General features: G+C 33.3%; 13 protein-coding genes. 6 read left to right on the top strand and 7 right to left on the bottom strand.

The window, feature by feature from the left end:
* Positions 1-2 precede the first annotated feature (2 nt).
* From AC1QSP_RS00145 to AC1QSP_RS00130, 4 genes are all read right to left on the bottom strand, one after another.
* Positions 3-911 (bottom strand): hypothetical protein, encoded by a 909-nt coding sequence (locus AC1QSP_RS00145; protein WP_484079237.1) that lies wholly within the window; start codon positions 909-911, stop codon positions 3-5.
* Positions 868-1,197 carry a HesB/IscA family protein gene (locus tag AC1QSP_RS00140; protein WP_322970545.1) on the bottom strand — a complete coding sequence of 110 codons (330 nt, stop codon included), beginning with the start codon at positions 1,195-1,197 and terminating at the stop codon, positions 868-870. Before AC1QSP_RS00140 ends, AC1QSP_RS00145 begins: the two co-directional genes overlap by 44 nt.
* 105 nt (positions 1,198-1,302) lie before the next feature.
* Positions 1,303-2,277, bottom strand: a complete 975-nt coding sequence (gene trpS / locus AC1QSP_RS00135) for a tryptophan--tRNA ligase (protein WP_484079236.1) — start codon at positions 2,275-2,277, stop codon at positions 1,303-1,305.
* 99 nt (positions 2,278-2,376) lie between these two features.
* Complete coding sequence (locus AC1QSP_RS00130) at positions 2,377-2,994, bottom strand: hypothetical protein (RefSeq protein WP_484079235.1); 618 nt, start codon at positions 2,992-2,994, stop codon at positions 2,377-2,379.
* Between the two features lie 121 nt (positions 2,995-3,115).
* Here AC1QSP_RS00130 and AC1QSP_RS00125 point away from each other — a divergent pair, with 121 nt between their 5' ends.
* From AC1QSP_RS00125 to AC1QSP_RS00115, 3 genes are all read left to right on the top strand, one after another.
* On the top strand, positions 3,116-4,063 hold the full coding sequence (locus tag AC1QSP_RS00125; protein WP_484079234.1) for a hypothetical protein: 948 nt from the start codon (positions 3,116-3,118) through the stop codon (positions 4,061-4,063).
* Positions 4,064-4,180: 117 nt separating this feature from the next.
* On the top strand, positions 4,181-4,372 hold the full coding sequence (locus AC1QSP_RS00120) for a hypothetical protein (RefSeq protein WP_322970549.1): 192 nt from the start codon (positions 4,181-4,183) through the stop codon (positions 4,370-4,372).
* On the top strand, positions 4,359-5,321 hold the full coding sequence (locus tag AC1QSP_RS00115) for a PstS family phosphate ABC transporter substrate-binding protein (RefSeq protein ID WP_484079233.1): 963 nt from the start codon (positions 4,359-4,361) through the stop codon (positions 5,319-5,321). Before AC1QSP_RS00120 ends, AC1QSP_RS00115 begins: the two co-directional genes overlap by 14 nt.
* A gap of 28 nt (positions 5,322-5,349) precedes the next feature.
* On the opposite strand, the gene AC1QSP_RS00110 is transcribed toward AC1QSP_RS00115, so the two are convergent.
* The 3 genes from AC1QSP_RS00110 to AC1QSP_RS00100 all read right to left on the bottom strand — a co-directional run bounded on the left by AC1QSP_RS00110 (position 5,350) and on the right by AC1QSP_RS00100 (position 10,136).
* A complete protein-coding gene (locus AC1QSP_RS00110) occupies positions 5,350-5,943 on the bottom strand; it encodes a nuclease-related domain-containing protein (protein WP_484079232.1) in 594 nt (197 codons plus the stop codon).
* A gap of 111 nt (positions 5,944-6,054) precedes the next feature.
* Complete coding sequence (locus tag AC1QSP_RS00105; RefSeq protein ID WP_484079231.1) at positions 6,055-7,017, bottom strand: PorP/SprF family type IX secretion system membrane protein; 963 nt, start codon at positions 7,015-7,017, stop codon at positions 6,055-6,057.
* A 50-nt stretch (positions 7,018-7,067) separates the two neighbouring features.
* Entirely contained in the window at positions 7,068-10,136 is a 3,069-nt protein-coding gene (locus tag AC1QSP_RS00100; RefSeq protein WP_484079230.1) for a T9SS type B sorting domain-containing protein, read from the bottom strand.
* A gap of 126 nt (positions 10,137-10,262) precedes the next feature.
* Between AC1QSP_RS00100 and AC1QSP_RS00095 the strand changes: the two genes are divergently transcribed.
* From AC1QSP_RS00095 to AC1QSP_RS00085, 3 genes are read left to right on the top strand one after another with little or no spacing between them, the layout of a single operon-like run.
* Entirely contained in the window at positions 10,263-11,849 is a 1,587-nt protein-coding gene (locus AC1QSP_RS00095) for a peptide chain release factor 3 (protein WP_484079229.1), read from the top strand.
* 47 nt (positions 11,850-11,896) lie between these two features.
* The gene (locus AC1QSP_RS00090; RefSeq protein ID WP_322970555.1) at positions 11,897-12,703 is read left to right on the top strand and encodes a DUF4197 domain-containing protein; all 807 of its coding nucleotides are present in this window, start codon (positions 11,897-11,899) and stop codon (positions 12,701-12,703) included.
* A gap of 29 nt (positions 12,704-12,732) precedes the next feature.
* Positions 12,733-13,464: a DUF4197 domain-containing protein gene (locus AC1QSP_RS00085; RefSeq protein WP_484080370.1), complete on the top strand. Its 732-nt coding sequence runs from the start codon at positions 12,733-12,735 to the stop codon at positions 13,462-13,464.
* The last annotated feature ends 39 nt before the right edge of the window (positions 13,465-13,503 follow it).

Here is a 13,503-nt window from a genome sequence, read left to right as displayed (position 1 = left end):
TTCTAATACATTGTATAGGCAAACTGAAATTCAATAGGCTCTTCTTTTAAAGCCGGATTGCCTAAATAATTGAAACTTTTAATTCGGTTGTTCTTATCTAAAGTCAGATGAAATCGCTCTTTTCCTTGAAGTATGATAGCAAATTTGTTTTCACCAATCGATTTAATCTGAGATTGCTCTCCTTTTAAAAGATTAATTTTCTTCGTATTCACATCCACTTCAGGAACATAATCAGTGATAACCAAAGGAATTTTAAATGAGGCATCATTAAAACACACTTTATTGATATCTTGGCCTATCGAACGCGTAATACGACAATTGTGCATTAAACGATCTTCAGTACTGATTTGATTTTCTGTATAAACTTTCTTTAAAAGAACATCACCTTCTAACCAAACGATTTCAAACTTTTGATTAGGTTTTTGAACATACATTTTATCCTGATCATAATAAAATGTATTAATGGACGCATTTTTATTTTGGTAATGAATGATTTCTTTCTCCACTACACCATCTTTATAATCGTATTTCACTTGCAGTGGATTACCAATCTGTTCTGTAATTTCGAACATATTTAATGTTCCATCTGGATTATAAAGTGCTTTGTATACCGGTGTTTTAATTTTAGGATTGGCATTACTTGTGATCGAAACGGATTGTACTCCTTTATAATTCACATTTAATGCATTAACAAAATGTTTAACCCCAAAAATCCCGAAAAACATATTTTCGGCATACGCCGCATTTAATTTCTTTGAATCTTCCGTTGGTTTGAACGTTTTGAAAGAATCAACATTAATGGTTTTCTGACCGAAAACCATTAATGCGTTTATAAATAAAATTAAAAATGCTATTTTTTTCATACGATTAAACTGCGAAGCTTTCTCCACATCCACAAGTTCTACTTGCATTTGGATTGTTGAAAACAAAACCTTTACCGTTTAAACCTCCTGAATATTCTAATGTCATTCCTACTAAATATAAGAATGATTTCTTATCCACTAAGATGCGAACGCCGTTATCTTCGTATACTTTATCTTCTGGTTTTTGTTCTTTATCAAATTCTAAATTATATGATAAACCTGAACATCCACCACTTGTTACACCTACACGTACAAAAGACTCTTCGATAGATGAACCTTCTTCTTGCATTAACGATGCAATTTTATTCTTAGCTTGTTCTGTTACTTTGATCATTTGAATAAATCTTTTAAAGATTATTATATATTACAAAATTACGATTTAGAAATAGATTAAATAAATTTATAATATAAATTATAACAATTGCTTAACTATTAAAATCTATACCTTTAATCCTAACTGTTTGCGTACTCTGCGTAATACATCTTGCGCGACAATTCTCGCTTTTAATGCACCATTTTCTAAATAAGCATCCAATGTTGCCTTATCTTCCATTAACACATTGAATTTTACGCGGGCATCCGCATATTTTTCTAAAATCAATTCGTATAATGCTTGTTTTGCATGACCATAGCCATAACCACCTTTCAGATAATTCTGACGCATTTCTTCTACCTGCTCTGGAGTCGCTAAAAGTTTATATAACGCAAAAACATTGTCCGTATCTGGATTTTTAGGATCTTCTAAAGGCGTTGAATCCGTTTCAATCGACATGACTTGCTTACGTAATTGTTTTTCTGGCAAGAAAATATTGATGAAGTTATTACGAGATTTACTCATTTTTTGTCCATCAGTACCAGGAATAATCATCACTTGCTCATCAATCTTTGCATCCGGTAAAACAAAAGTTTCACCCATTTGATGGTTAAAACGAGATGCAACATCACGTGTAATTTCTAAATGTTGCAACTGATCTTTTCCTACAGGTACTACATTCGCATCATACAACAAAATATCTGCAGCCATTAAAATTGGATAGGTAAATAATCCCGCATTAACATCCGACAAATAATCTTGTTTATCCTTGAAGGAGTGTGCTAATGTTAAACGTTGAAATGGAAAGAAATTTAATAAATACCACATCAATTCTGTCGTTTCGCAAACATCAGACTGACGATAAAAAGCTACTTTCGAACTATCTAATCCTAATGCTAACCATGTAGCAGCTACTTCGTAAGTATTTTGTTTTAACGTCTCTGCATCTTTAATTTGAGTTAAAGAGTGTAAATCTGCAATAAAGATGAATGAATCATTCCCTTCTTGCTTTGTCATATCGATTGCGGGCTGAATCGCTCCTAAAATATTCCCTAAATGCGGTGTTCCAGTCGCTTGAATTCCCGTAAGTATTCTTGGCATTTCTGTTGATTTTTATAAGTTAGCAAAGATAACTTTTTAGTATCAATCAACGAAATGAAAAATGAAGTTTATATTTATTTTATTTTTAATGAATAAAAATTATTGATTATCGAAAAATGTTTTGCGTATTTTACGATAAGGCCAAGTAATCGTGTGAATTACTCGCTGTTTAAAAGTAGGTTTGTAAATGACTTCTCCAATAATAAAATCCTCATGTTGTTGTAATGGTATACGAACAACTTTGAACAATTCTTCTTCTTTGAATTGAATTTCCGTTTGATACTCGTTATCTTTTGCTACTAAAATATAAGTTTTTAAATCGTTGGGTACTTTTAATTGAAATTCACCATTTTCGTTTGAAAAAGTCTCTATAGCATGTCCTTTTAAAGCGATATGTGAATCCATTACCGGAATTCCATTTCCATCATTGATAATCCCCCTAATGGTTAATGAATCATGTTGACCAAATACAGGAACGACCAAAAGTCCTACTCCCCAGATCCAATATTTCAATTTGTCTTTTACCGAAGAATGATTGTACTCTTTTTGAATCATTCCACATACCTTTTTTTCTACAGTCAATACATGACGGATAGCTTTATCTGATTGTTTATTTAAATTATAGATATTCTTTTGACACAATGCACAGTATTTTTTTTGATCTGATCCTATAAGGCTTGACCAATTTTGAGTACATGGTTTTGGAATCACTATCATATCTTAAGGTTTTGTTAAAAATAATGATTTTTCAAAAAATAATCAAGATTCAACCAACCTTTTTATTTTTCACCGCATCTATTCAATGAATCGATTCAAATCCTTTAAAAATATTATTAATATGGAAAACCAAAAATTCTTGGATATTCTATTCGAAAATAGAAACAAGGCATACGGAGCTTATGAATTAAGAACATCAGAAAACAACCGATTATTGAAAGCTTTATTCACTGGATTTGGAGTTGTAGCATTAGGAATGGGTGGATTTGTCTACTCGACTAAAACTGATACAATTGATTACAAAAAATCTGATAAAAAGGTCATTATCCAATTTACCGAAGTACAACCTTTGCACGAAGAAGATATAGAGGATGTTGTTGAACCACCTGTTAAACAACCTGAACAAGAAAAACGTTTGCAATTAGATACTAAACAAGTGAAAGAAGTTATGCCTAACCCAACGGACAAACCTGCAATACAAGAAACGATTCTTGATCGAGAAGAAACGAAGGATGCAGATTTGGGAGCAGATAATCGTGAAGGGACAACTACTTCTACTAGTCAAGTAGGTGGTGGTGAAGTTTCAGACGGAAAACCTAATACATCTGGAAATCAAAACACTAATCATATCCCGGCTGGTAACACAAATAAACCTGTAACAGCTCCGGAAAAAGCTATAACAACTCGCGATGCAAAATTTATGGCTATATTTCCCGGTTGTGAAAAGGAAGCCAAGAAAGGAAACGATGCATTAACAAAATGTATGAGTGATCGATTATCGAATGAATTATCTTATAATCTAGATGATTTTGCAACAATTGCTGAAAGAGAAAATGTTCAAACTGCAGCGGCTAAAATGCAATTTATTGTGAATCGTCATGGAGAAATTACGCAAGTAAAATCAGCTAATGGAAGTCATGAAACATTAGGGAAAGAAGCCAAAAAAGCATTAGAGCGAATTAATGCTTCGATGAAACGTAAAGGTCAAAAAATTAAACCAGCTCAACGAGCTGATGGTTCGGAAGCAGATTTAATCTTCTCTATTCCTGTACGTTTCCAACAAATGTAATATGCTTTAACTTTTTAATAAAAGTAGAACAAGTAATCTTTGTTCTACTTTTTGACGTTTTAATAACAAAAGTAATCCGCAGATTCCATGAGAAATTTTGTAATTTCGTACCGAATTATGAATAAACATATTGCATACGGATTAATAGGTTTCGGATATTTTTTAATCGGAATCTTCACTTGGAAATATAAATATTTCATCTTTGAATTGGATGAAATCAAAGCGACTTTATTCGGAATATTATTTATTATATATGGTGCCTTTCGAGTGTTTCGTGCCATAAAAGCATTTAGAAATGGTGAAAAATAAATTACTTCTTATTGGATGCTTACTTGCATTGGCTTGTACTCCATTTTCTTGTTCAAAAAAAGAAGAAGTTAAAGCAGAAGAAAGTAAAACAAAAGGGATAGAGAAACCTCTACATACCTACGGGGAATTAAAAGTAACAGCAGATCCATCATACAAAAACGTCTTAAAAGCATTAACTTCAATTTACACCCTTGAATATCCTGAAGTGGAATTTGAATTTGATTATAAAATTGAAGAATTAGCCATCAAAGACTTATATGAAGGTAAAACCAATTTTGCTGTTGTGAGTAAACCACTTACGAAAGAGCAAGAAACATATTTGTTTAACAAAACAAAAATCCTTTTTAAATCATCACCCATCGGTATGGATGCAACGGTATTCATCACGTCGGTTAATAATCCGTTGGACTCAATACATTTAAACGAAATAAAAGAGAATGTTTACAATGAGAATGGAACGATGCGTATGGTTTTCGATTATCCAAATTCGGCCAATTTCAATACATTAAATGACAAATTGGGTATTACTCCCCCCAAAGGTCAATCCATCAATGCTTTAAAATCGGCAGAAAATGTAATTGATTTCGTTCAAAAAGATCAACATGCAATAGGAATTATTGGTTTAAATACGTTATCAGATACAGATAATCCTAAAGTTCAAGAATATTTAAAGAAAGTAAAAATCCTTAAAGTCGTAGATGCGAAAGGAAATGTATACGCACCCACAAATCCAAATTTAAGAAATGGTTTATACCCATTTTATCGTTTAATTTACTTCTTAAAGAATGAAAAAGGATTTGGTATCGCTGCGGGATTTACGCGTTTTACAGGATCTCAACAAGGACAATTGATTATTTTAAAAGAAAACTTGCAACCGTATTATTTATACAAGCGCGAAGTTCAATTGAATAGTCAGTCCCTTCAACCTCAAGAAATCAAAGCAAAATAAATTAAACACTTCTTTTTGAAGTGTTTTTTTATGCTCTTATTTTAGAATTTAAATTAGAAACATGAATTTCTTGAATAATTTTTCGTTTTAAAGCAGGCGAAATACAAATTATTTTTTGAGATTTTATCTTTTTGATCAATTGATGAGGATAAACGACAGGAGTCATTGTTTTCACCTTCAATTGACTTCGATGAGTAAATACCAAAAACGAAAAATAATTTAACGTAGGCAATCTCCGCAAAACAAAATTGAGTGCATAAATATGTCCCAAATTCTGCTTAATGGGGTTATAAAAATTATTTTTGTATTGATAGATGACTTGCTTCCAATAGGTACTATTTTCATCCCCATAAATAATCCCTTTATAATTTTTGGTCTCAATGACAAACAAACCATAATCTGAAACAATGATATGATCTATTTGCGAAACCTTTCCCTTTATCATAAATCGAACATCATTTATAATCGTATATTTCGACCGATCCAACCGACTTAACTGTCGTCTGATTTCTTTTTCTCCTTGCTCTCCTTTACGTTGCGCCTCAGTTATTTTTCGATTAAAATAATATAATCTTATCCCAATATAAACAGCCAAAACGACTCCTATTCCTATCCACATCATATTCACTCTTCACCAAAAGCCTGCAAAGATACTTGGAATATAATGACGTGACATAAAAAAAGGGCTTAAACATGATGTTTAAACCCTTTCTTCTATGATTAAATCTTTTTTTTAATAATAACGATCTCCCCAAGGATTTTGTAAATCAAACCCTAAGCTAAATAAGAAACCTTGTTTGCGTCCATCCACTTGAAAATCAGATAAACCAATGTCATATGAAATTCCAGCTTTAATTGAACCAATTTTAGCTTTTAAGATGGGAGAAACAAATAACGGCTGATTTCCGTTTTTGTCTAATCCTTGTTTGTATCCGACACCAATCGCTACCCCTTGGTCGTTGTCTCCAAATCCAAAATGACCCAATAAATTAACATCTAAATGACGATCTGAATTTGAATTTAAATTATATACTACCGATGGTTGAATTTTTATCCCTTCCGTTACATACCAGTTGTAGGCTAAATTCATATAATACCATGTTGGCAATGGCTCGATGTTATTTAAGAAATATAAGTTTTCTCCCAATGGAATATCCAATACTGAAACTCCAGCAGTGAAATTCATGTACTTTACCGAAATCCCTAAATTTAAGAAAAATGCATTGTAAGAATCGGTTTGTAAAGCAGGATCATTTGGATTTTCAGCAACAACACGCGAAAAATCAAAACGTTGTGAAACATTAGACGCACCTACCCCAAAAGAGAAGGCACTTTCTTCAGCATCTTCTGAATACGAACGATCATCTAAAGGAATATGATACGCTGCCGTTAAATTGAATCCTGTTAATTTTGTTGCTCCATTACGATCGTTAAAAAAGTAAGCTCCAACTGCTAAGCGATCTACAATAGTTCCATGCGCACTGACAGTTTGCGTGCTCGGACTATCAGGTAAATCATCCCATTGATTTCTATGTGTACCGTTTATAGATATTACATTCGGGTCTTGACCTGCATATGCTGGATTTATCAGCATTTTATCTCCAACCAAGTAGTGATTATAAAATGGCAAACCTTGTTGAGCATTTACATTCTTTACTGAACATAATAGTAAACATAGTATTGCAAGTTTTTTCATATAGTGTTTTAATTCTTAACAATAATACTTAATATTTTTAACATAGTTCATTAAAAATGAGATTTTATTGTGATATACCCTTGATATTTAAGTTTTATCACAGCCTTCTGATCAATGTATTCGATGAAATACCAATACGAATCAGATGCCAATGGTTTTCCATGATTCGTACCATCCCATTGTAAGGCATTTGGTCCCTCAGCTTCATAAACTACTTTACCATAACGATTAAAAATCTTAATTCGTACATCCAAAGATGTTTTTGCTCCAATTGGTTCCCAAAAATCATTTTTTCCATCTCCATTTGGAGAGATAAAATTTGGTAAATTAAGATATACAACATCAGGTATAGAAACCGTTGAACAACCATTCTCTCTAACATAAACAGTATATGAAATTCCTTTTTGAATGCCTGTGAATTGATTTGATGTCTGCCAATGACGGCCATCCAATGAATATTCTAATGTGCCTCCATTTCCATCAACAATAACCTCAATAGCATCTTGTTTTAATACAATTTCCGTGATGATAGGAAGCGGAGCATTTACGACTTGAATTGTTTTGGAAATTGTACATCCATATTCATTTGTTACCTCAACTGTATAATTTCCTACCGTTAATCCAAAACGATTCCCTGTGCCAAAAATTTCTTCTCCTGTTTCTTTCCATACACGTACAGTTGTATAATCGCTTAATTCTAATACATACATTTCATCTGTACATACTACTACACGAGAGTCCAGTTCGAGTTGAGGCATTGGGTAAGGGGAGTAAGTAAAACGAACTTCTTTCGTTCCACATTGTAAAGGATCATTAAACACAACGACTACCTCTCCATCATTTGCAATCATTTGATTAGCATAAGATGCAATTGTATCTGCAGTTCTTAAATTTGGATATAAGCCTAAAATTTGATTGATGTAATTTTCTAAATAAATTTCAACATCTATACGTTGAATTGTTCCACAAAAACGATATGGATTCGCTAAAATAGTTTGTTGAATAACAGATACGTCAACATCCAAATCTGCACCTTTTAAGATTACAAGCTCTTTGGTTACTTGACAGCTTTCCTCTTCATAAAATGAAATTGGAAATATCACACGATCAGTTCCATTAAAACTTAATGGATAAGCACGATTCAGTTCAATTGAATATTGATATCTTGTAATATCTGCTCCAAATAAATCTACCAATTGCGCAGTTGTAAACGTAATGGTTTGATCGCAAGAAGCAGTTAATTCGTTTGCTGGTTCAGAAACAACTGGTTGATTGTAGCGTTTTAAAATTAACGAATAAGATGTTGTACATGCCTCATCTATTTTATTTACGATAACTTTTAAACGGCGCTCTGCATTTAAATTTTCAATCGTTGTGATTTGGCTTCCTAATTCATCAAAAAATTTGAATTCATAATTTGATGCCGATTGTGGATTCATTAGATTTTGCAATGCTAATCCGATCAGTTGCTCTTGATTAAAATTGATCGTCGTTTCTATGGCTTGACAAGTTTCTGCATGAATGAAATTTTCTTCATGAATTGAAATTGAACTTTCAGAAATCAAAAAGTTAAAGTATTTCATTCCTTCGCATCCTTCAGCTATTCGTGCTTCGATTCGACCTTCACGTTGCGTTGCAATCAAAGCATATAATTCCTCTTCCGAATACATCTGACCCGAATAGTAGTAATTCAAACGAGCATTGGTCCCATTCTTAAGTTCTTCTATTTTTTGTTGAACCATTTCACGCGACAAATCTTCAAGGCATGAAGTAAGAGAAACATCTACGATAGGTAAAGCGCTTAATTTTACAATTTCAAAAGTTGATCGAGCACTAACACATCCCGTTTCTTGGTGGATAACTTCATATTGAATAACTGTTGTATCGTGAGTTAACAAATAATTTGTTCCATCAACAATTTCTTGACCGTTAGACGCATATAATCGGAAATCGTAATCGACAGGTATAGATAATAGACGCTTTAATTCTTCAAATTGAATTTCGTAAGTTTCTGAACAAGTAGATAAACGCGGTGATTCAGTAGGTTCAAATTCAACATTGATAATCTCAAATGTAAACGTCGTCGTCGTCGGACAAGCATTTCTTCCAATATAAGTTATTTCAGCTGTTGCAATTGAAACTCTTTCACCCAAATAAATGTTTTGACCATTCTCATATTGGCTTCCGTACACCTCTACCCAATTTACTCTGAAGTCCGATGCATTTTCTGATGGACCAATAGCTTTTCGAATAATATCATCAGCATTTACATTAAATGTATACCCACAAATTTTATATTGTATAGGGGTAATTTGAAACGTGTAATTTGGTCGGAAAACAATTGGAATGGTATAGATATAAATAAGTTTACCTGTAGCATCTTTTACTTGTGCATAAATCGTTTGAGGAGTCGTTAAATTTTCTCCTATTCCTATAGGTTCTTGAAACATTGCATCACGATACAAAGTGACCATAGATGATCCACTTGATGCAATTACCCCATTAAGAATCTCATTTGCTGAGTAGCCTTCTTCCTGACAACGCGTGTTAAAAATATCCAATGTGCGTTCTTCTGCTACATTAATCTTAAGGTCAAACGTATCGGTTACTCGATTACCATAAACAGCAATGACAACCGTTTCATCTTTCTTTAATATTTCCTCTTGTGCAAAGGCTCTTACATATCCGTTATTATTCGGTGTTGAATAACTTTCACAAATTTCAGCTTCCGTTTCGGCCATTCCTTTATTCATATGACCATTTTCAACGGTACGGTTCGGACGAATAGTCGAAGTATTTTCAAAAATGCTTTCAGCCGGTTGACCTGCATTTAATTTCCAAATAACAAAACGAAAATCTGGCGTATTGGCAATTAAATCAAATGCAAATACCATATCGAAATTAGCCTTGAAAGAATAATATTTATAATAACGCGTAAAACTAATTGCACAATCCGTAGAGTTGGCGCGAAAAGCAACCGGATGTTCTTCAACAATTTGATTCGGAAATGTAAAACCGCCCGTTAATGGAGTAATTGTTGGACGTTGCTGTGCATAACTGATAGTATTAAATGAGAACCAAAAAATGATTCCCACTAATAAAGTGTATATATTTTTCATTATTTAAGATTGGAAGGTGTAAATTTGTGAAAATTTTATCAAAATATATGTTAAAAGAAATGTTTTCTATTGCTCTTTAATAATCGTTTAGAAAAAATTATCTTTGCAATCTGAAAATTCAAGAGAATGTCTTTAGAAAAAGAAATCAATAAACGTAAGACCTTTGGTATTATTGCCCATCCTGATGCTGGTAAAACTACCTTAACAGAAAAATTATTATTATTTGGTGGTGCCATTCAAGAAGCTGGTGCTGTAAAAAGTAATAAAATCAAAAAAGGGGCTACTTCCGATTTCATGGAGATTGAACGTCAACGTGGAATCTCGGTTGCAACTTCGGTTTTAGCGTTCGAATATAAAGGAAAGAAAATTAACATTTTAGATACGCCTGGTCACAAAGACTTTGCGGAAGATACTTACCGAACATTAACTGCAGTAGACTCAGCAATTGTTGTAATCGATGTTGCAAAAGGGGTCGAAGAACAAACGATCAAATTAGTTGAGGTATGTCGTATGCGTAACATTCCAATGTTGGTTTTCATCAACAAAATGGACCGTGAAGGAAAAGACGCTTTCGACTTAATGGATGAGGTTGAAACAAAATTAGGTTTATCTGTCACTCCATTATCATGGCCAATTGGTATTGGTGCTACTTTCAAAGGAATCTACAACATTTGGGAAAAAAACATTAATATCTTCTCAGGTGATAACAAACAAAAGATTTCTGAAACGACACAAATCGAGGATTTACAAAGTGAAGAATTGGATCAATTAATCGGAAACGATTATGCTGAAAACTTACGCAATGAATTGGATTTAGTCAATGGTGTTTATCCAGCGTTTGATGCAAACGAATATATGGCAGGTAACTTACAACCTGTATTCTTTGGATCAGCATTAAATAACTTTGGAGTTCGCGAATTATTAAATGCTTTCGTTGACATTGCTCCTACTCCTCAAGCCAAAGAAACCGACGTACGCATCGTTGAGCCTTATGAAAATAAATTCTCAGGATTTGTTTTTAAAATTCATGCCAACATGGATCCTAAACACCGTGATCGTTTAGCATTCGTTAAAATTGTATCTGGTAAATTTGAACGTAATACAAACTATTACCATGTTCGTCAAGGAAAATCAATGAAATTTGCTTCACCGAATGCCTTTTTCGCTGATAAAAAAGAAGTGGTTGATGAATCATATGCAGGTGATATCGTCGGTTTACACGATACAGGAAACTTCCGTATCGGAGACACTTTGACATCGGGTGAAAAATTTAACTTCAAAGGAATTCCAGCTTTCTCTCCAGAACATTTCCGATACATTAACAATGCGGATCCAATGAAAGCAAAACAATTGGAGAAAGGTATAGATCAGTTAATGGATGAAGGTGTTGCCCAATTGTTTACATTGGAGATGAACAACCGAAAAGTCATCGGAACGGTAGGAGCATTACAGTACGAAGTTATTCAGTACCGTTTAGAACATGAGTATGGGGCAAAAGCAACTTATGAGCCTTTTTCTGTACACAAAGCATGTTGGGTAGAAGTTGAGAATGAAAATTCTGAAGAGTTTAAAGAATTTAAACGTGTTAAACAACGTTATTTAGCGCGTGATAAATACAATCAATTGGTATTTTTAGCCGATTCTGCTTTTACAATTCAAATGACACAAGAGAAATTTCCATCCATTAAATTACACTTTGTAAGCGAATTTTAATTTTTGGTCAGATAATTGAATACGTCGATTCTCAGAATAAATCGAAAATGAAAAAAACAATTTTGGCTTTGGCATTTCTTTCAGGATTTGCAACCATGTCACAAGCACAAGATTTTAAATCTATACTAGGTGGATTATTAAAAGGTAATACAGCCAATACATCTACAACAACGAATGATACAACGAAAAGTACAGCTGATACTATAGCAACTACTTCTAATGTTGCATCACCTCAATTAAATACAAATTTATCAAACAGTACGATTGCTTCTGGTTTGAAAGAAGCTTTATCGATTGGATTAAATGATGGAATTAAAGCATTAGGACAAAAAAACGGGTTTTATAACAGTAGTGTAGCCAAAATCTTAATGCCAGAAGAACTGCAAAATGTTGAAAAAACTTTACGTTCTGTCGGATTAGGAAGTATTGCCGATAAAGGGGTTAAACTTTTGAATTCTGCGGCTGAAGATGCTGTAACCGAAGCGGCTCCAATTTTTGTAAATGCACTGACGTCTATGTCTTTTACGGATGCTAAAAGTATTCTTTTGGATGGAGATAATGCCGCAACAAATTATCTTAAATCAAAAACGAGTTCTGATTTAGCGACTACATTTCAACCTAAAATTAGCGCATCGTTAAACAAGGTGGGTGCAAACAAAGTCTGGAACCAAATGATTACAAAATACAATGCGATTTCAGGTAAAAATATTACGCCAGATTTAGATCGTTATGTAACTGAACAAGCCATTAATGGCGTTTTTAATATGGTCGCTGAAAAAGAGAAAGGGATTAGAAACAATTCCGTTTTACAAACAACGACTTTGTTACAACAAGTTTTTGGTGGTAAAAATTAAGAATAATAGACCTTAAACATCCCATTATGATGAAAAAAATATATTTCCCTATCATCGCTTCTGGAATATTTTTATTTTCTGGTTGTGCTGAATTACAAACAGCTTCTCAGATATCTGGAATCTTAAATCAAGTCGGAGGTTTAAGCGGATTATCCAATGCGCAAATCTCTTCGGGTTTAAAAGAAGCATTGAATTTAGGCCTATCGGAAGGTATCTTAAAACTAGGACAGAAAGATGGCTTTACGAATAATGCTTTAGCAAAAATTTTATTACCCCAAGAATTACAAGGTGTAGAGAAAACGTTGCGCAGTGTTGGATTAGGAAGTTTAGCCGATCAAGGATTAAAATTATTAAATTCTGCCGCAGAAGATGCTGTTGTAGAAGCGGGTCCTATTTTTAAAAATGCCATTGCGACAATGTCTTTTCAAGATGCTGCCGGAATTTTAATGGGTGGTGATAATGCTGCAACGCAATACTTACAAACAAAAACGACTGCTCAATTAACTGCAGCGTTCCAACCAAAAGTAGCTAATTCATTAGGTAAAGTTGGAGCAGATAAAGTATGGTCGAACATTATTACAAAATATAATGCATTAGCAGGTAAAAATATTAATCCAGACTTAAATGCATATGTCACTGAACAAGCAGTGAAAGGTGTATTTCATATGGTTGCCGAAAAAGAAGCAGGTATTCGTAACAATCCAAATTTACGAACAACGCAATTGTTGCAACAAGTTTTTGCCGTACAAGATAAAAAATAAGAGATTTTACTTCTTATTACTACCAAAAGAAAAGGAATC

This window comes from Faecalibacter sp. (assembly GCF_057177045.1).
Note: the sequence above shows the minus strand (reverse complement) of the source record. Positions and strands in the feature narration are given on the sequence as shown.

Coding starts and splice junctions, on each gene's coding strand:
- AC1QSP_RS00145 (WP_484079237.1), bottom strand. CDS start 911: ATGCAAGTAGAACTTGTGGATGTGGAGAAAGCTTCGCAGTTTAATCGT.
- AC1QSP_RS00090 (WP_322970555.1), top strand. CDS start 11,897: ATGAAAAAAACAATTTTGGCTTTGGCATTTCTTTCAGGATTTGCAACC.
- trpS (WP_484079236.1), bottom strand. CDS start 2,277: ATGCCAAGAATACTTACGGGAATTCAAGCGACTGGAACACCGCATTTA.
- AC1QSP_RS00110 (WP_484079232.1), bottom strand. CDS start 5,943: ATGATGTGGATAGGAATAGGAGTCGTTTTGGCTGTTTATATTGGGATA.
- AC1QSP_RS00100 (WP_484079230.1), bottom strand. CDS start 10,136: ATGAAAAATATATACACTTTATTAGTGGGAATCATTTTTTGGTTCTCA.
- AC1QSP_RS00130 (WP_484079235.1), bottom strand. CDS start 2,994: ATGATAGTGATTCCAAAACCATGTACTCAAAATTGGTCAAGCCTTATA.
- AC1QSP_RS00115 (WP_484079233.1), top strand. CDS start 4,359: ATGGTGAAAAATAAATTACTTCTTATTGGATGCTTACTTGCATTGGCT.
- AC1QSP_RS00105 (WP_484079231.1), bottom strand. CDS start 7,017: ATGAAAAAACTTGCAATACTATGTTTACTATTATGTTCAGTAAAGAAT.
- AC1QSP_RS00085 (WP_484080370.1), top strand. CDS start 12,733: ATGAAAAAAATATATTTCCCTATCATCGCTTCTGGAATATTTTTATTT.
- AC1QSP_RS00140 (WP_322970545.1), bottom strand. CDS start 1,197: ATGATCAAAGTAACAGAACAAGCTAAGAATAAAATTGCATCGTTAATG.
- AC1QSP_RS00120 (WP_322970549.1), top strand. CDS start 4,181: ATGAATAAACATATTGCATACGGATTAATAGGTTTCGGATATTTTTTA.
- AC1QSP_RS00125 (WP_484079234.1), top strand. CDS start 3,116: ATGGAAAACCAAAAATTCTTGGATATTCTATTCGAAAATAGAAACAAG.
- AC1QSP_RS00095 (WP_484079229.1), top strand. CDS start 10,263: ATGTCTTTAGAAAAAGAAATCAATAAACGTAAGACCTTTGGTATTATT.